Annotated in this window: 17 protein-coding genes; 9 read left to right on the top strand and 8 right to left on the bottom strand. The window is 45.0% G+C overall.

Translation table 11 applies throughout. The features are described from left to right. Positions 1 to 22: 22 nt before the first annotated feature. The 6 genes from AKG33_RS01770 to pyrC all read right to left on the bottom strand — a co-directional run bounded on the left by AKG33_RS01770 (position 23) and on the right by pyrC (position 5,231). Positions 23 to 1,237: a uracil-xanthine permease family protein gene (locus tag AKG33_RS01770; protein ID WP_012030995.1), complete on the bottom strand. Its 1,215-nt coding sequence runs from the start codon at positions 1,235 to 1,237 to the stop codon at positions 23 to 25. 34 nt (positions 1,238 to 1,271) lie between these two features. Beyond that, positions 1,272 to 2,078 carry a methyltransferase domain-containing protein gene (locus AKG33_RS01765; RefSeq protein WP_012030994.1) on the bottom strand — a complete coding sequence of 269 codons (807 nt, stop codon included), beginning with the start codon at positions 2,076 to 2,078 and terminating at the stop codon, positions 1,272 to 1,274. 60 nt (positions 2,079 to 2,138) lie between these two features. Further along, positions 2,139 to 2,543, bottom strand: a complete 405-nt coding sequence (locus tag AKG33_RS01760) for a hypothetical protein (protein WP_012030993.1) — start codon at positions 2,541 to 2,543, stop codon at positions 2,139 to 2,141. A 62-nt stretch (positions 2,544 to 2,605) separates the two neighbouring features. After that, positions 2,606 to 3,505 carry a cation diffusion facilitator family transporter gene (locus tag AKG33_RS01755; protein WP_012030992.1) on the bottom strand — a complete coding sequence of 300 codons (900 nt, stop codon included), beginning with the start codon at positions 3,503 to 3,505 and terminating at the stop codon, positions 2,606 to 2,608. A gap of 21 nt (positions 3,506 to 3,526) precedes the next feature. Then, positions 3,527 to 4,144: an RNA pyrophosphohydrolase gene (locus AKG33_RS01750; RefSeq protein WP_012030991.1), complete on the bottom strand. Its 618-nt coding sequence runs from the start codon at positions 4,142 to 4,144 to the stop codon at positions 3,527 to 3,529. A 46-nt stretch (positions 4,145 to 4,190) separates the two neighbouring features. Then, positions 4,191 to 5,231 (bottom strand): dihydroorotase, encoded by a 1,041-nt coding sequence (pyrC, locus tag AKG33_RS01745; protein ID WP_187145774.1) that lies wholly within the window; start codon positions 5,229 to 5,231, stop codon positions 4,191 to 4,193. 176 nt (positions 5,232 to 5,407) lie between these two features. Here pyrC and AKG33_RS01740 point away from each other — a divergent pair, with 176 nt between their 5' ends. Then, positions 5,408 to 5,788, top strand: a complete 381-nt coding sequence (locus AKG33_RS01740; RefSeq protein ID WP_321163736.1) for an ATP-dependent Clp protease adaptor ClpS — start codon at positions 5,408 to 5,410, stop codon at positions 5,786 to 5,788. Between the two features lie 12 nt (positions 5,789 to 5,800). Further along, complete coding sequence (gene clpA / locus AKG33_RS01735) at positions 5,801 to 8,092, top strand: ATP-dependent Clp protease ATP-binding subunit ClpA (RefSeq protein WP_050707861.1); 2,292 nt, start codon at positions 5,801 to 5,803, stop codon at positions 8,090 to 8,092. 42 nt (positions 8,093 to 8,134) lie between these two features. Here the strand turns inward: clpA and AKG33_RS01730 are convergent, their stop codons facing one another. Further along, a complete protein-coding gene (locus tag AKG33_RS01730; protein ID WP_050707860.1) occupies positions 8,135 to 9,625 on the bottom strand; it encodes a Na+/H+ antiporter NhaC family protein in 1,491 nt (496 codons plus the stop codon). Between the two features lie 204 nt (positions 9,626 to 9,829). Between AKG33_RS01730 and AKG33_RS01725 the strand changes: the two genes are divergently transcribed. Further along, entirely contained in the window at positions 9,830 to 10,555 is a 726-nt protein-coding gene (locus AKG33_RS01725) for a gamma-glutamyl-gamma-aminobutyrate hydrolase (protein ID WP_012030986.1), read from the top strand. 53 nt (positions 10,556 to 10,608) lie between these two features. Here the strand turns inward: AKG33_RS01725 and prmB are convergent, their stop codons facing one another. Further along, positions 10,609 to 11,511, bottom strand: a complete 903-nt coding sequence (gene prmB / locus AKG33_RS01720) for a 50S ribosomal protein L3 N(5)-glutamine methyltransferase (protein WP_050707859.1) — start codon at positions 11,509 to 11,511, stop codon at positions 10,609 to 10,611. Between the two features lie 134 nt (positions 11,512 to 11,645). Between prmB and AKG33_RS01715 the strand changes: the two genes are divergently transcribed. Genes AKG33_RS01715 through AKG33_RS01690 form a run of 6 tightly spaced genes read left to right on the top strand, consistent with a single transcriptional unit; the run spans position 11,646 to position 18,254 of the window. Continuing rightward, positions 11,646 to 12,707 (top strand): AI-2E family transporter, encoded by a 1,062-nt coding sequence (locus tag AKG33_RS01715; protein ID WP_012030984.1) that lies wholly within the window; start codon positions 11,646 to 11,648, stop codon positions 12,705 to 12,707. 58 nt (positions 12,708 to 12,765) lie between these two features. Next, on the top strand, positions 12,766 to 13,518 hold the full coding sequence (locus AKG33_RS01710; RefSeq protein ID WP_012030983.1) for an MlaA family lipoprotein: 753 nt from the start codon (positions 12,766 to 12,768) through the stop codon (positions 13,516 to 13,518). Between the two features lie 6 nt (positions 13,519 to 13,524). Continuing rightward, entirely contained in the window at positions 13,525 to 14,475 is a 951-nt protein-coding gene (rsgA, locus tag AKG33_RS01705; RefSeq protein ID WP_012030982.1) for a ribosome small subunit-dependent GTPase A, read from the top strand. Positions 14,476 to 14,499: 24 nt separating this feature from the next. Further along, positions 14,500 to 15,342: a polyprenyl synthetase family protein gene (locus tag AKG33_RS01700; protein ID WP_012030981.1), complete on the top strand. Its 843-nt coding sequence runs from the start codon at positions 14,500 to 14,502 to the stop codon at positions 15,340 to 15,342. Positions 15,343 to 15,367: 25 nt separating this feature from the next. Next, positions 15,368 to 16,411, top strand: a complete 1,044-nt coding sequence (gene mutY / locus AKG33_RS01695; RefSeq protein ID WP_050707858.1) for an A/G-specific adenine glycosylase — start codon at positions 15,368 to 15,370, stop codon at positions 16,409 to 16,411. 55 nt (positions 16,412 to 16,466) lie between these two features. After that, positions 16,467 to 18,254, top strand: a complete 1,788-nt coding sequence (locus tag AKG33_RS01690) for a bifunctional chorismate-binding protein/class IV aminotransferase (protein WP_041729492.1) — start codon at positions 16,467 to 16,469, stop codon at positions 18,252 to 18,254. Positions 18,255 to 18,273: the final 19 nt, after the last annotated feature.

The raw sequence follows: 18,273 nt of genomic DNA, 5'->3' as shown, positions 1-18,273 counted from the left end.
CCGATTGAGTTGAGTGGTTTTTTTATGATTGCTGCGATAATTTCGGCAGTAATAAATTCAATAAAATGGCAACGATTGCCGCTAAACCGATACCTTGTAATTTAACGAAACCGATTTCTACGGATAACGTGCCCAGTCCCACAACTAAAGTTAACGCGATAATCACCACGCTGCGTTCGTTGCAAATATCGGCATCTTTATCCAACAATGTTCTTGCGCCCATCGCGGCAATCGATCCGAATAATAACAACATGATGCCGCCCATAATCGGCGTTGGCATTGAACTTAATAATGCCGCTAATTTTCCCGAAAACGCCAAAACGATTGCCGTCAGCGCCGCATAAATCATAATTTGCGCGTTTTTAGCGCCGGTGATGGAAACTGCGCCGGTTACTTCAGAATAAGTGGTTACCGGAGGCCCGCCTAAACAACCAGCAATCGCAACTGCGATACCATCGCCTGCCATGGTTTTATGAAGTCCTGGTTTTGTAATAAAAGGTTTTTCACAGATTTGCGCAATCACTGCCACGTCGCCGATATGTTCGATCGCAGGTGCCAGCGCCACGGGTAACATGAAAATAATCGCTTCCAAATTAAAACTTGGTTTTGTAATCGGTGGCAATGAAAACCATGCCGCAGCGTTAACTGGCGTGAAGTCCGTCATTCCTAAAAAAAACGACAGCAAATAACCGCTGCCGATGCCGGCTAAAATCGCCAGTAATTTACTTAATCCTTTGCAATATAACGCCACGATAATGGTCGCAAGTAACGCGGTGCTGGCAACACATAATGCGTTGGTTTTACTAAATAAAACTTGTGAACCGTCGCCGCTTAATCCCATCGCCATATTGGTGGCGGAAGGCGCCAAAGACAGTCCAATCACCATAATCACCGGCGCAATCACTACCGGCGGAAATAAACGGTGAATAAAACCCGTGCCTAAAAAATAAATCGCCAGCGCAAACGCAAAATAAACCAGCGATACCGATAAAATCGCGCCCTGCGTTGCGGCAAGTCCCCATTGTTGTTGCGCGGCGATAATCGGCGCAATAAACGCAAAAGACGAGCCTAAAAAAATGGGCACTTGTCTTCCCGTTAAAAACTGAAAAATCAGCGTGCCAATTCCGGCGGATAAGAGCGCCACGGCGGGACTCAATCCCGTGAGCAAAGGCACGAGTACTAAGGCGCCAAAGGCGACAAATAGCATTTGTGCGCCGATGACGATTTCTTTTAACACTCTCACATTTTCTCCTTATAACAATATGCCAACATCAGTTAGCGGTTGAGATGGTGCGTTGCCGTATTTCATGAATATAACGCGCTACTGGCAAAAATTCGCGGCGCAGCGATAGCGATAATTCATGAGCGATGATGCTTTCAATACTATTGGCAGCGCGGTCTTCGGGTTTCATATAATCGTAAAAGCAGCGGATACCGCTTTGTTTTTTAAGCGGTAATGCGCCTAATTGCGCGGCAACCCAATCGCTGCTTCGGGGATATTTAGGGGTGAGTTTCGCCGTTTTTTTGGCAACTAATCCCGAATCAACATAAGAAAAATTACCAAAAACGTGTTGAATGAATTCTAAAGCGCTGCGGTTGTAATACATCAATGATAACAATCCGTTAGGCTTTAAATATTGTTGACAACGTTCAAATAATTGCGCGCCGTCTTCCAGCCATTCTAAAACGGCGTGAGAAAGCACAAAATCAAATTGCCGCGCGCCCAAAACATCGGGCATTTGCGTAATTTCACCGCAAATAAAAGTGCATTGTGCGTTTAAAGATTCTTTTTGTGCTTGTTTTTGCGCTTGAGCAAGCAGCCGCTCGGACGCATCAAAAAGCGTCACGCGATGTCCAAAAGCAGCGCACCAAAGTGCCATTTGTCCAGCGCCGGCGCCGATATCCAAAATTTCTAATGGTTTTGGAGTGCGCATAAAAGGCGCCAAATCGCGTTTTAAAACGGCAAGACGAATGCGTCCTTTATTGTTGTAATAAATCTGTTTTAAAAAATGGTCGCCGATTTCTTCAAAATAATGATGATCAGGATTCGTCTCGGTTGGATTGTGTGCTACTACCATGGTTTGTCCCAAAAAAAGCGGCACTAATTGCCGCTCGGTTTTTAAAAAATATTGGAGGAATTATTGTTTTTCTAACGCTTTTGCAAAATGTTCCATCTCTTCTTTCGTAAATCCGCAGGCGGTCATTTTATCGATTGCCAATTTTTCATCGCTTTCTCGCGTTTTTTCATCAGAATTGGACATGACAGTTTTTGCTGATACCTGAAATTCTTTTGCAAAGCACCGACACCCTTCATCTTTTTTAATAATTTGATCACATTGAGCTTTCAAAGATAAGGTCGCGTACTTTTCTATCAAGAAAAAAAGCATTTTTGTGACATTGTCTTCATTTGCTTGAGCAGGATTTATTCCGTCATTTTGAAGGATATGTTTGCCAATTCCGCATATCGCAAAAATCACGGTGATGACTAGCAAGAGTATGAGACTTAGTAAAATTTTTAAGACGCTTCGCAAAAATTTTTTCATCTCAATTCCTAAATTTCCGGCGGCATTGTACGTCAAAAAGAGAAAAAGAAAAGAAACATGAATTACTGAATTTTATGTTGATCATCAAAAGCAACGCTGCTCGGTTCCAAATGAATCATAATTTCGCAAGGCGCATCAAAACAAGCGGCAATCGATTTTTCAACTCGATCATTGATTTTATGCGCATTTTGCAAAGAAATATCATCAGAAAATTCCATATGCATATCAATAATGCGCCACGCGCCGCTTTTGCGCGCGCGCAGCCGATGCACGCCAATATAACCATCAACGCGCGCAATTGCCGCACGAATCATATCCATTTCTGCTTCTGGCAATGCTACGTCCATCAATGCAGAAACCGCATCATAAACAATCTGATAAACCCCATAAAGCATATAAATTCCGATCAAAATCGCTAAAATCGGGTCGGCGATGGCGATATTAAATGCGCTATTTAAAACTAGCGCCAGCAAAACGCCCATTCCGGTTAACGTATCGCTTAAATAATGCAAACTATCGGCGTGCACTGAAGGGGAATCCACTTGTTTTAACACAAAATGTTGATAACGAACCAACGCCAAAGTCGCGCCCAAAGAAATCAGCATCACCACGATACCAATGGTGTTATGCGATAAAGGTTGCGGCGCAAATAATCGCGGTAATGCATTGATAATTAAGAAAAATGATGAACCCGTGATAAACATCGCTTGCGACAATGCTGATAAACTTTCGGCTTTGCCGTGACCGTAATGGTGATTATTATCGGCGCGACACATTGCCAAACGCACCGCAAATAAATTGATCATGCTGGCTAAAATATCGGTTGCCGAATCCATCAAAGAAGCCAGTAAACTCACCGATCCCGATAACCACCACGCCAGCAGTTTGAGCAGCATTAATGTTACTGCTACACAAACTGATGCCGCGCTCGCCCTTTTTAGCAAAACACTTCGATCACTCATTTTATGTTCCATAAAAATTGCTTAGTTATGACGTCTACGGCGGGCAAAAGAAGGCGCTTTTTGGGGGTTGAGATGATGTTTAACGTTTTTCTGCCGCCCGCGTTGATGAAAACCAGCAGGTTTTTGCGCGCGCAATTCGGGAACGGCAACGGATAATTCTTCCAGCGCTTGCGCGTAAACATCACGTTTAAAATGAACCACAAATTCAATTGGTTGCCAATAATTTACCCACTGCCATGCATCAAATTCGGGCGCGCCGTCGCCGTTTAAATCAAAACAAACGTCGTCATCTTTTAATTGCAACAAAAACCATTTTTGTTTTTGTCCAATACATTGAATTTTCCCCGGAAATTTTCGCCGACGAAATCGCACCGGTAAACGATAATGCAGCCATTTTTCCGTTTCCTGCAAAATGTTGACTTGATGCGCTTTCAGTCCTGTTTCTTCAAATAATTCTCGCAGCATCGCATCTTTGCCCGATTCGCCGCCGTGCATGCCGCCTTGAGGAAATTGCCATGCTTCTTGACCTTTGCGTTTTCCTACAAATACTTGTTTTTGCGTATTAAGCAAAACAATGCCCACATTGTAGCGGTAGCCCTGTCCATCAAAGACGTTTTCATCGTAATTCGCATTATCCATATCTATTCTTTTGCTTTAATCCGCCTGCAATATCGCTTTTTTAAAATCAGTTTTTATCTGCTAACGTCCATGGCAAACTCATTCCGGCGGATAAAGGAACCAGTTCGCCCTCACCATAGCTAAGAACATCAGGAACAATACATTCTTGCCGTTGCAGACAAATGCTGCCGTTATTATAAGGTAAGCCGTAATAATCTGCGCCGAATCGGCAGGCAAAATCGTGTAAACGCGGCAAAGCGCCGGCGCGTTCAAAAATCGTGGCATATAAAGCCGGCGCGTGAAAAGCGCTATAACACCCTGCGCAACCACAACTACATTCTTTTTGCGTGCGCAAATGCGGCGCGCTGTCAGTTCCTAAGAAAAACCGCGGATCACCGCTGATTGCGGCTTCTAATAAACGTTTGCGGTCGCGTTCGGTTTTTAAAATCGGTAAACAATAATAATGCGGTTTTAAACCGCCAACGAGTAATTGATTACGGTTATAAAGTAAATGCTGCGGCGTAATGGTTGCGGCAAGATTACATGCGGCATGCATCACATAATCCACCGCCGCGGCGGTCGTAATATGTTCTAACACCATTTTCAATTGTGGAAAATCGCGGCGCAACGGCTCAAGCACGCGATCAATAAATACCGCTTCACGATCAAAAATATCAATATCATCATCGGTCACTTCGCCATGAATTAACAGTAATAATCCCGCTTTTTGCATCGCTTCCAATAACGGATAAAACGCATGAATTTGGGCAATACCTTGCGCGGAATGCGTGGTCGCGCCTTTGGGGTACCATTTAACGGCAACCACGCCCGCGTTTTTCGCCTGCTGGATACTGTCAATTGTTAAATTTGCGCTTAAATATAACGTCATCAACGGCGTAAATTCACTTTCTGGAGGAAGATGCGCTTCAATTCGGCGGCGATACTGCTCAACGGCAGAAATCGTATCAATAGCGGGCACCAAATTCGGCATGATAACCGCGCGTCCTGCCCACGCCGCAATATCGCGCACTGTCCGCGTTAAAAAAACGTTATCGCGAACATGGGTGTGCATGTCGTCAAAACGCGGTAATACTAATGTTTGCATGATCTTCTCCTTTAAATGTGGTGGTTAATAGCGTTTTGCGGGGCGCTGAATGCGCGTTAGTTGATGAGGAAAAAAGCGCGGTTTATTCCCAAAATTCAAGGCGGCGCAATTTTATCACTTCAACAACAAAACCGTGAGAAGAGACGTTTTTATAAAACGATGGTTGTAGGTTAAAAAGCGTGAATTTATCTTGCAATGCTTTTGCGCGTCCCCATAATAAGAACAATTTATTTTTGGATACGGCAATGAGTACTTCCTCACAAAATGACCTTTTATTAGCGCCATCAGCACAAAAATCAGACGTTGCACAACCCGATCTTTTTGAAGTGGTTTTGCATAATGATGATTACACCACCATGGATTTTGTGATTGAGGTCATTTGTCGCTTTTTTTATCAAACGGCAGAAGTAGCAGAAAAATTGATGCTTAAAGTTCATTTTGAAGGTTCGGCGGTGGTGGGCATTTTCCCGCGCGATATTGCCGAAACCAAAGCGCGTCAAGTGATTGCTTACGCTCGTGAAAAAGGACACCCGCTGATGTGTAGTATCCGCCCACAATAATTGGAGAATAATATGCTGTCCCCTACTCTTGATCAGGCTATTGATCGGGCTTTTCGTAACGCGCAGCAGGCGCGATATGAATTTTTAACGCTCGAACATTTGCTGCTCTCGCTTTTAGAAGAACAAAGCGTTATCGATGCGATTTTAAACCTCGGCGGCGATATTGCGGCGCTGCGTGAACAGATTAATGTGTATTTAGAAGAACATTGCCCTAAATTTTCCCGCGAGCAAAGCGAAGGCAATACGCAACCTACTTTAGCGTTCCAGCGCATGATTCAACGCGCCGTTTTGCATGCCAGAAATGCCGGTCGTGAAGAAGTCAGCTGTTTAAATGCGCTGGTTGCCATCGTGTCAGAGCGCGATTCATATGCCGCCTTTTTTTTGCGTAAACAAGAAATTTCACGATTAGATTTAGTAACTTATATCGCGCATTTAGATGAAGCGTCCGTGCCAGAAACCGAAACGCAGCACAATAAAAATACGCAAACGGCGGGCAAACAAAAATCTGCAATCGAAGAATTTACCATCAATTTAAATGAAAGGGTTCAACAAGGAAAAATCGATCCGTTGATTGGACGGCAAAAAGAACTCAAACGGCTCACGCAAACATTATGCCGGCGGCGGAAAAACAATCCCATTTTAGTGGGTGAAGCCGGCGTGGGTAAAACGGCAATCGCCGAAGGTTTAGCACGCGCCATCGTCAATAAAGAAGCGCCAGAAATTTTAAATGATGCCGTTATTTATAGTTTGGATATGGGCAGTTTGCTCGCCGGCACAAAATACCGCGGTGATTTTGAAAATCGGATCAAAGCGTTATTAAAAGAATTATTGCAATTAGAAAACGCCATTTTATTTGTTGATGAAATTCATACCATCATCGGCGCCGGCGCCACCACCGGCAGCACGATGGACGCGTCAAATCTCATCAAACCCGCGCTGGCAAATGGAGATTTGCGCTGCATCGGCGCCACCACCGATCAAGAATTCCGACAAATTTTTGAAAAAGATCACGCGCTCGCGCGGCGTTTTCAGCGGATTGATGTTGCCGAACCGTCTTTAGACGATTCCATCGCGATTTTAAAAGGTTTGCGCAAACGTTATGAAGAATTTCATGAAATTCAGTATCTTGATGAAGCGCTGGAGGCGGCGGTTAAGTTATCCGATCGGTATATCAATGATCGCAATTTACCTGATAAAGCTATTGATTTAATTGACGAAATCGGCGCGAAAATGCGCATTTTGCCGGCAGAACAACAATCAAAAGAAATCACGGCTTTGATGATTGAACAACTCGTTGCTACCGTGGCGAAAATTCCGGAAAAAAGCGTTTCCAACGATGATCGCAATGTTTTGAAAACCTTAGAGCGCGATTTAAAAACGGTGGTTTTTGGTCAAGATGAAGCCATTCATGCTTTATCCGTGGCAATTAAATTGAGCCGCGCGGGTTTGCGTGAAAAAGAAAAGCCGATCGCCAGCTTTTTGTTTACGGGACCAACTGGCGTGGGCAAAACGGAAGTTTGCCGACAATTGGCGCATGTGATGGGCATTAAATTGCTGCGTTTTGATATGAGTGAATATATGGAATCGCATACGGTTTCGCGACTGATCGGCGCGCCTCCAGGTTATGTTGGTTATGAACAAGCGGGCATTTTGACGGAAAAAATTTTGAAAAATCCGCATGCCGTGCTGTTGATGGACGAAATCGAAAAAGCGCACCCCGATATCATGAATATTTTGTTGCAAGTGATGGATCACGGCGTGTTAACCGATGCCAACGGTCGCGAGGTGAATTGCCGTAATTTAGTCGTGATTTTAACCAGTAACGTGGGCGCATTTGAATTGGAGAAAAACCGCATTGGTTTTGGTCATGTTGATGACAACGTTCACGCGAAAACGCAATCAGAAACTGCGGTGAAACGTTATTTCTCTCCCGAATTTCGCAATCGTTTAGACGCCATTATTCCCTTTTCGCCGCTTAGCGAAGAAACCATTCGTCATGTTGTTGATAAATTTATTATTGAATTGGAGCAACAATTAGAAGAAAAACAAGTGACAATTACTCTTTCTGAAGAATCCAAAAATTGGCTCGCGCAACACGGTTACGACGCCAAAATGGGCGCGCGACCTATGGCGCGGACGATTCAAAAATATATTAAAGAGCCGTTGGCAGAACATTTGTTATTTGGAAAGTTGGCAAATGGCGGTCATGTCAGCGTATTAATTGCCAATGATGTTCCGGTATTAGAAGTGGAAGCGCAATGTCAAGAATCGGAATTAAATATTGATAGTGCGTTGTATCAATAATTGCGCAAAAAAAAGCCCGCATGATGCGGACTTTTTGAGCGTTTAAGAAAGCGTGTATCCCAAAATAAGCAGCGTTACAGCGGCGAGTGCGGCGCCTAATAAAGCGTACGGCAATTGAGTAAACGCGTGTTGCATCGGTGTACACCCCGAACCCTGCGAAGCTAACAATGAGGAATCGCTGAAAAAACAAGCGTGGCTGCCAAAAGAAGAAGCAGAAAGCAAAGCGCCGACTACTAACGGCATTGGCGTTCCTAATTGTTGCGCAATCGGCACCACAATCGGAATGGTAATAACGAATACGCCCCAGCTGGATCCGGTTGAAAAAACGACGATGCCCATCGCGATAAAAATAATTATCGGGAAGGTTTGAGCGCTGACGTACGGCATCGCGGCTTCAATCACAAATTTAGTCATGCCCAATTCGTCGTTCACGCCTTTTAAAAAGTAACCAGCAATCACTGCTGCCAGCGGATACATCATAATTTTGAAGCCGTGAAATAATGACTCAACTTGTTCTTCAAAGGTTAATAATCCTTGCAACCAAAACCATGCAATAGTCACCGCGCAGGTTAAAATCACACCGCGCAATAAATCAATTTCAAAATAAACCGTTGCCGCTACTAATAAAATCATCGGGAAAATAAAATTCCACAAACGCCGCCGATAACTGATTTGAATGAGCGCGCGGTTATCTTCTACTAAATCAGAAGCATGAAAACCATCTGGAATGGGTTTTCCGGCTTTAGCGCGCGCTTCGGCAGCTTTCATTGGACCAAAATCGCCGATAACGTCCGCGGCAACTAAAGCGACGATAATAAGCGCTATCCATGCATAAACCATGTAGGGAATGCTTTTAATGTACATCGCAATGCCCTGCCCTTTTTCAACGGCGCCCGCTTCTTCTAACAATCCGGCAAAATAAACCGCCCACGTTGATACCGGCACGATTACGCAAGTTGGCGCCGCGGTGGAGTCGATAATGTAGGCTAATTTTTCGCGAGAAACTTTATAGTAATCCGTGAGTTTTTTAACAGAATTGGAAACGGCGAGGCAGTTTAAATAGTCGTCAATAAAAATCACGATGCCCACGGCAACGGTTGCCAATAATGATTGCCGCCGACTTTTAACTACATTGGTTAAAAATTGAGTAAAACCGTTTGAGCTGCCGCTGATTTCTAAAATGCGAATAAAACCACCCATCAAACCGCATACTAAAATCACCCAAACAATGGTGGCATTTCCAAAAATCGCTGAAATTTGGCTGGCAAACGGCGTAATTAAATTGCTGGGATCGAGCATGATCAATCCGGCAACGCCGCCGGTAATCATCGATTCAAACGGGCGACGCGTAATAATCGCCACGAATAAAACGAGCAATGTGGGCAATAACGACCAAATCCCCCAACTTTCCCCTGAAACATGGCTTTTGGCGAGCCACAAAAATAATGAAAAAATGACCAATACCAAAGCCACGGTGGAAAATTTACGATAAACGCGATACCGCCACCGAATTGCCTGATACAGATTTGCCATGTCAACTCCTTGCGCAGATTAACTCAAAAACTTCATAAAAAATGAAAGAAACCCTTTATGGTGCAAAAAAAAGGCTGCATATTAAACATGAATTCTTTGAAAGATGCTATACCTATGATGTTAAAAATTTTTATGACGATTTTTTCCGCGTTTTGAAGAAAAAATTCGGTTAGAATTTCCTCTTTTCAAAGAACAGGCAGAGCGATGACACAACCCTTAATTGGCATTATTTGTTGCCACAAAACATTAGCAAATTACGGCATTCAAGAAGCGCATGACAGCTACATTAACGCCATCGTTGAAGCCGGCGGCATTCCCATTTTATTGCCGCAACAACTCAATCATTGCGCGCAGCGGGATCAGTTATTTGCGCAATTAGACGGCATTTTATTAACGGGTAGCGCCAGTAACGTCAGTCCTTTTCATTATCACGCAACCCACGCCGAACCCCATTCTGATTTAGGGCGTGACACCTTAAGTTTTCATCTTTTAGCTTATGCAAGAGATCATGATTTGCCGCTTTTAGCGATTTGCCGCGGGCATCAGGAAATGAACGTTTTTTTTGGCGGCACGTTAACGCCCGATTGGCGCAAAAAAGAACAATATTATTTGCCGCATTTAGAAAATGAAACCGATCCTTTGGCGGTGCAATATCAAGAAGTGCATGATATTTGCATTCATCGCGGCGGCATTTTGGCGGATTTCGGTACCACTGCCATGGTCAATTCGCTGCATCAACAAGCCATTGATAAACTGGCGCCGGCGCTTTTTTTAGAAGCCAGTGCGAGCGACGGCATGATGGAAGCGATCAGTTTGCCGGAACATCGTTTTATGTTGGGCGTGCAATGGCACCCAGAATTCAATAGCGGCGTTCGTTTGCTATCGCGTTATATTTTTGAACGCTTTTTTGCCGCGATACAAAATCGTTAATCTATTGTTTTAAATAATTTTATGGCGTCAATTGCTTGGCGCCATTTTGTTTTTTACGATAAAAGTCCCGCGCATTGCCACGCCAACAATTCGTCGCGACTCACAGCAAAAACGCCCTCGCCGCCGCGTTCAAAATCCACCCAATCAAAACCAATTTCCGGATAAGCTTGTTCCAAATTTTGCCAACTCATGCCCACTTCTAAAATCAAAACGCCGTTATCATTTAAATAATGCGCCGCTTGCGACAAAATTCGCCGCGTCAAATCCAAACCATCAGCGCCGGAAACCAAAGCTTGCCGCGGCTCGTGGTAATATTCCGCAGCAATCGTTGTCATCTCTTCTGCTTCAACATAAGGCGGATTGCATAAAATCCAATCAAAAGTACCGGTGACGGCAGTAAAAATATCGCTTTGAACGATTTCCACGCCGTCATCTTCCATCGCCGCGCGCTGCAGATTAATGGCTGCGACCGCAAGCGCTTGTTCGTCAATATCGGCTAACACCACTTCGGCGTCGGGATAATGATATTTCGCTAAAATGCCGATGCAGCCGCTGCCGCAACATAAATCCAAAATCCGTTCGGGATCATCGCCTTGCCAATAAGGCGCCAGCCCGCGATCGATGAGTTCGGCAATCGGCGAACGCGGAATAAGTGCGCGTTCATCAATATAAAATTCATAACCGCCGTATAACGTGCGCTGCGTTAAATAGGGCACGGGCAAACGTTCTTCAATGCGGCGCCGAAAAGCATCAGCTAATAATGCGCATTCTTTATCGGTTAAATGCGCGCCCCAATAAGAAGCATCTAAACTAAAAGGAAGCTGCAAAATGCCGAGCACGAGCGCGGCGGCTTCATCTAAAGGATTATCCGTGCCGTGACCAAAAAAAAGCGATTGCCGTGCAAATTCGCTGGCGCCGTAGCGAATCCAGTCAACGATGGTTTTAAGATTTTTCATTATTTTTCCTTATTTAATTCAATATATTATCTATTAATCTACCCAATTTTTTCGGTGCGCCGTTTGAATAGGGAGCAGCACCGAAAATAAGGGTTTTCTGTTACAATTACTTGCCTTTTTCTACGAGTAACGGAATGCAAGAACGTTTTTTTTGGCTCATTGTTTTTGTGATGAGCGGCTTTTTATTATATTTACTTAGCCCAGTTTTAACGCCTTTTTTGTTTGCTGCCGTGTTGGCATATTTGGGCGATCCTTTGGTTGATCGAATCGAAGCTTGCAAAATTCCGCGTTTGTGGGCGGTGGTAACGCTTTTTGCTTTGCTGCTGATTGGTTTTGCCGTTATCGTGTTGGTGATTATTCCGATGATTGATCAACAAGTCGACCAAATCAGCGGGCGCGTTCCTAATTATCTCAATCACGTGCAAAAAGTGATGACGCCGACCATTCAAAAATTATTCGATATCAGTCCAGAAACGATTAACGCCGATAATGCACAAAAGTTTTTACAAGACAACATTAAAAGCGCATCGGCAGTATTAAATGGTTTATTCAGTTCTTTGAAAAAGCCCGCGCGTGCGGTGATAACGGGCGTTATGTATCTTTTTTTAATTCCCGTTGTTACTTTTTATCTTTTGCGCGATTGGGATAAATTGCTTGCTAAATTTCAAGCATTATTGCCGAGAAAGTATCACGACGATATTTGTCTGCTCGCGCGAAGATCGGACGAAGTTTTGGGCGGTTTTTTGCGCGGACAGTTTATTGTTATGTGTTGTTTGGGCATTATTTATGCCATTGGTTTATCGATTGTGGGTCTTGATTTAGGCATTCTCATCGGATTTTTTTCCGGTTTGGTGAGTTTTGTGCCGTATTTGGGATTGGTCGTTGGCATGAGTATTTCGGCGCTGGTTGCTTTGATTCAATTTCAAGATTGGTTGCATCTTTTTGCTATTGCTGCCGTTTTTATTTGTGGACAAATGATGGAAGGCATGTTTTTAACGCCCAAATTTGTCGGCGATCGAACCGGACTCCACCCCGTAGCCGTATTATTTGCCGTACTCACCGGCGGTCAATTTTTTGGCTTTATGGGCGTATTATTAGCATTGCCGTGCGCTGCCGTGATCAATGTTTTTTTAATTTCCATGAAAGAACATTATCTCAAAAGCGACGTTTATCAACGAAAGGATTCAAGCTTATGATGACCACTAAACAACCATCACCCTCATTTATTCAATGCATTAAAAACAAGGAACGCTCATGAACAATCCCGCTTTTCGCCATTTTTTATTTGCGATTACTCCCGTATTATTGTTAACCGCGTGCAGCAGCGCCGTTGATGAACAAGGTTATGCGCACGATCCTTTAGAACCCGTTAACCGCAAAGTATTTGCTTTTAATGAAACCGTGGATAAAGCCGTATTAAAACCCGTTGCTAAAGGTTATGAAACCGTAGTTCCGCAGCCGATTCGCAAAAGTATCCACAATTTTTTCAGCAATATTGACGACGTGCGCTCTTTGGGCAACGCCGTTTTGCAATTAGACGGACAAGCAACCGCCGGCATCACCGCCCGCGTTATTAATAATACGGTATACGGTTTGGGTGGCATTTTTGACGTCGCTACGCCAATGGGCAATCCCAAAATTAACCGCGATTTTGGCGGAACACTCGCGCATTATGGCGTGCCGTCAGGACCTTATTTAGTTTTACCTTTATTCGGGCCCTCCACCGTTCGCGATGCCGTCAGCAAAATCCCCGATCATTACATGACGCTCGTTACCTACGTTGAAAACGACAAACTCTATTGGACGATGATTGGCAGCGATACCATTCAAAAACGCGCCGCATTATTACCCATGGAAAAACAAATCTCCGGCGCGGCAACTGATCGTTACACGATGATACGCGATACATGGTTACAACATCGTTGGGGACAATTAGGCACGCCAATCAAAGCGTTAGAAAACAATGAAGATGTTGACGCCCTTTTTGCGCCCGAAACCAGCGAGTAATCGTCTTTGAGTAAATTAAGCCACCAACAACAACGACGCATTCACAATCACCGTCAAAATAAATTAGCCGCCGGCGACCGCGCCGATGCTGCGTTAGTCGTTGCGCATTTGGGCTATCAATTAATTGTTGACGACCACGGCGAAATACTCGCTGCCGATTGGCGGCAAAAACTCGGCGCCATCGCCGTTAACGACCGCGTTTTAATCACCCGCGATCAACCGCAACACGCCATCGTAGAAGGCATTTATCCGCGCGAAAAAACGTTATACAAACAACACGCTGGAAAACTAAAACCCGTTGCCAGCAACATCGATCAATTGCTAATTACGTTTGCGCCCGTGCCCGATTGGCAAAATGCTTTGCTCGACCGTTTTCTCGTTGCCGCGCATCAAGCGCATATTGAGCCGGCTTTTTTTTGCAATAAAAGCGATTTGTTCGATGCTCAAACCTTTGCTGCTGCCGAAAATCGGCTGGCAATTTATCATCAGCTGGGCTACCGCGTGTTTTACGGCAGTATTTATCAAAAAACCGGACTCGAAGAACTCACACATTGGCTTTCGGGGCGACAAACCGTTATTTGCGGGCAATCAGGCGTGGGAAAATCCAGCTTCATTCACTATTTAATGCCCGATATTGACGTTTGGACGCAAGCCGTTTCTGCCGCCAGAGGTTTTGGTCAACATACCACGCGAAACGCGCGCCGTTATCCGCTTGATGCTCATACGGCAATTATCGATACGCCCGGCGTACGCGGATTTTCGCTCACTCATTTGCAACATTCTGAAGTCGTATCCGGTTTTCCAGAAATTCATCAGTATACGCACGAATGCCGTTTTAACGATTGCAGCCATCAGCACGAACCTGATTGTGGCGTGCAGCGCGCGCTGGAACGCGGCGATATTTCTCTGGAACGTTTTAACAGCATGATGCAAATATGCGCCGAACGCGAAGTATAACACTCTAAAATTAATGAAATTTTTATGAATTTAAACAATTATCGCGACCGCGTCGAACACGCTTTGGAACGCGCGTTGCCGCATGATGAAAGCCTACTGACAAAAGCCATGCGCTACAGCACATTAAACGCCGGCAAACGTTTGCGGGCGGCATTGATTTATGCCGTTGCAGAAGATTTTTCTTTGCCGTTGTCGCTGGTTGATAACGCCGCCTGCGCGCTTGAATGCATTCATGCTTATTCGCTGATTCATGATGATTTGCCGGCGATGGATAATGATGATTTGCGCCGCGGTAAAGCCAGTTGTCATAAAGCTTTCGATGAGGCAACCGCGATTTTAGCCGGCGATGCGCTTAATACGTTGGCGTTTGCATTATTGGCGCGCGATGAAAAAAATGGTTTGGCGCAAATTCGTTGTTTGAGCGCTGCTGCGGGCGCGATGGTGTGCGGACAAAGTTTGGATATGATTTATACCGGCACCGCAATTGACGTGCAAAAATTGCAAATCATTCATCAAAAAAAAACCGGCGCCCTCCTCACCGCCGCGTTGCATTTGGGCGCGCTGCCGTCGCCGGATTACGCGCATTATCAAACGCAATTAACCGCGATTGGCGAACATATCGGCATCGCCTATCAAATTATCGATGATATGCTCGATGCCACCAGCGACAGCCAAACATTGGGCAAAACCGCCGGCAAAGATGCGCAGCAATTAAAAAATACCTATATGAACTTTTTTTCGCCGGCAAACATTCAATCTCTAATCGCGCATCATGAACAATGCACGCGGCAGCAATTAAATGCTTTGCCCAATTGCGGGCAACAATTAAGCGCGGTGATCGATTTAATTTTTCATCGGCAACAATAACGTCATTATTGATTGAGGAACTTTTTTGAACGCTTCATTTTCTGCTCGTTTGATTTCGTGGCAACGCACTTTTGGGCGGCATGAGTTGCCGTGGCAAAACTGCAATCCTTATCACGTTTGGTTGTCTGAAATTATGTTGCAACAAACGCAAGTTGTCACCGTAATTCCTTATTTTCAACGTTTTATCGCGCGTTTTCCCGATATTGACACTTTGGCAGCGGCGCCGGAAGAAGAAGTATTATTTTTGTGGCGCGGATTGGGTTATTACGCTCGCGCGCGCAATTTGCATGCCGCGGCGCAATACGTTGTTCATCAATTAAACGGTCAATTGCCTAACACGCGCGCGCAATTAGAACAATTAAAAGGCGTGGGACGTTCAACGGCAGCGGCAATTTGTGTTTTTGCGTTTGGAAAAAAAGAAGCGATTTGTGACGGCAACGTGCGCCGCGTGTTAACGCGTCATCACGGTATTTTGGATTTTATTGAAGCGCCCAAAACGCAGCAGCAATTATGGACGCTGGCGGAAGCTTTATTGCCTGATGCTGCCGACGATTTGCGCAGTTATACGCAAGGTTTAATGGATTTGGGTAGTTTGATTTGTACGCGTGCGCGCCCAAAATGCGCAGATTGTCCGGTAAAAACCGATTGTTATGCGTTAAAAAATCAACAACAAATGCAGTTGCCGCGGCGTAAACCGAAAAAAGCGCCGCCCGCGCGGAATGGTTATTTTGTGTTATGTCGCAATGATGACGGTGAAATTTATTTGCAAAAACGCGCCCGTCGTGGCATTTGGGGCGGATTATGGTCGCTACCGTGGTTTGAAACGGAGCATGAGGCGAAAATGTGGATTGCGGCGCAGGGATTTTCGTGGCAATCGTCGTCGGATTCGCCCGTGATGATGCACCGTTTTACGCATTTTCATTTATCCATGTATTTACTCACTGCGCAAACAACGCAAAAATCCACGGATTTTTATGCGCCCGATGCCGTCGCTCAAATGGCATTACCGGCGCCGTTGATGACTTTATTGAACGCAGAAAACGATCCACAAAAGCCGTTATTTTCCTGATCGTTTGCCGTCGGTAGCCGTTATAATCGGACGATTTTTTATAAAACACGAAGAAATGAATTCACCTTTTGCTTTACTCGATAACATTTGCGAAGAGCGCGCGCGGCATTATCATCATTTTCATCATCGCGATACGCTCACCGCCGAACAACTCGATCAATTAGACGCGCTTTTATATCAAGGTTGGCAGCAAGGATTGCATTGCACTTTGAGAATTCCTTATGAATTGGGTTTAGCGCTTTATCGTCTGCCCACAAAACCCGCCGCGCTCGCCATTGATTGGTATCAAGATTGCCATATGCTGACGCGCCAGCAAATTCCCGATTTATTAAACGAAGCGATTAACCGTTTGGATAATCCTTTGCAAGGTATGTTTATTGATGCGCATTATTCCGTTTCTGAAGACGATTATCGGGATTTTATTGACCGCATTCATCAGCATATTTTGGCAGGCGATGTGTATCAAATTAATTTCACGTTGGAACGCACGGCGCATTTTACCGGTGATCCGCTATTGCTTTATCAACGGTTGCGTCAACGTCAACCCGTGCCGTATGCCGCATTGATGTATCACCCTGATGATGGTTATACCTTGTGTTTATCGCCGGAATGTTTTTTAACCATTCACGGTCGAGAAATTACCACCGAACCCATGAAAGGAACATTGGCAAAACCTGCCGCCGCTGCCGATGTTGCCGCCGCTAAAAATGCATTAGCGCATGACGAAAAAAACCGCGCCGAAAACGCAATGATCGTGGATTTATTGCGCAATGATTTATCTAAAATCGCTGAACCGTTTGGCGTACGCGTAGAAAATCCGTTTCACGTTGCGGCGTTTGGCAGCGTGTTGCAAATGACGACCAAAATCCGCGCGAAAATGAGTTACGGCTGCGGTTTAAGCGATATTATTCGCGCTACTTTTCCCTGCGGCTCGATTACCGGCGCACCCAAAAAAATGGCAATGCACATCATCGATCAATTAGAAAACCGCCCGCGCGGCATTTATACCGGCAGCATTGGTTATGTTGAACCGCTGGCAAATGGACGCATTCACAGCGTGTTAAACGTCGCCATTCGTACGCTTACCATTCAAAACCAAATCGCGCGGTTTGGCGTTGGCGGCGGCATCACGATTGACAGCAGCGCCGAAGGCGAATATGAAGAATGCCGCGTGAAAACCCGTTTTTTAAATTTACCGCCGGAAATCAATTTATTTGAAACGTTGCGCGTGGAATCGGGGAACGTTTTGCGGCTGGACGCTCATTTGCAGCGTTTAAAAAACAGCGCCGCCGCGCTTTCTTTGCCGACGGTGGATATCGTAAAACTCAAAGAACGTTTGCAACGTTTAGCCGCGCAACAAGATGACGCGCCGCAACGTTTAAAAATCACATTAAGCAAAGCAAAATTATCGGTAAACATTGATCCGCTGCCGCAAAAAGCGCCGGCACCGCGCTGCTTGCTTTATCCTGACGCGTTGCCTGATGAAGATATTTTGCGTTGTTATAAAACCAGTTACCGCGGCATTTTCGATGCGGCGTGGCAGTTTGCGGTGAAAAATCACGCGTTTGATGCTTTATTTTTCAATCAAAGCGGTTTTTTATTGGAAGGCGGACGCAGCAACGTTTTTTTATGTATTGATCATCAATGGTATACGCCGCCGCTTCAACTTCATATTCTCGCCGGCGTGATGCGGCAAACGATTTTAGAACAACCCGAACTCATCGGCGCCGAGCGCATTTTGCAGGAAAAACTTACCGCTTTCGATGTGCAACGCGCGGAAAAAATTATTTTAACCAATAGTTTGCGCGGCATTATTCCTGTAACTTTGATCGATGTAACATAAATGCCGCGTTATGACGATT

This window comes from Dichelobacter nodosus (assembly GCF_001263335.1).
In the GTDB taxonomy this organism is placed as follows: domain Bacteria; phylum Pseudomonadota; class Gammaproteobacteria; order Cardiobacteriales; family Cardiobacteriaceae; genus Dichelobacter; species Dichelobacter nodosus.
Note: the sequence above shows the minus strand (reverse complement) of the source record. Positions and strands in the feature narration are given on the sequence as shown.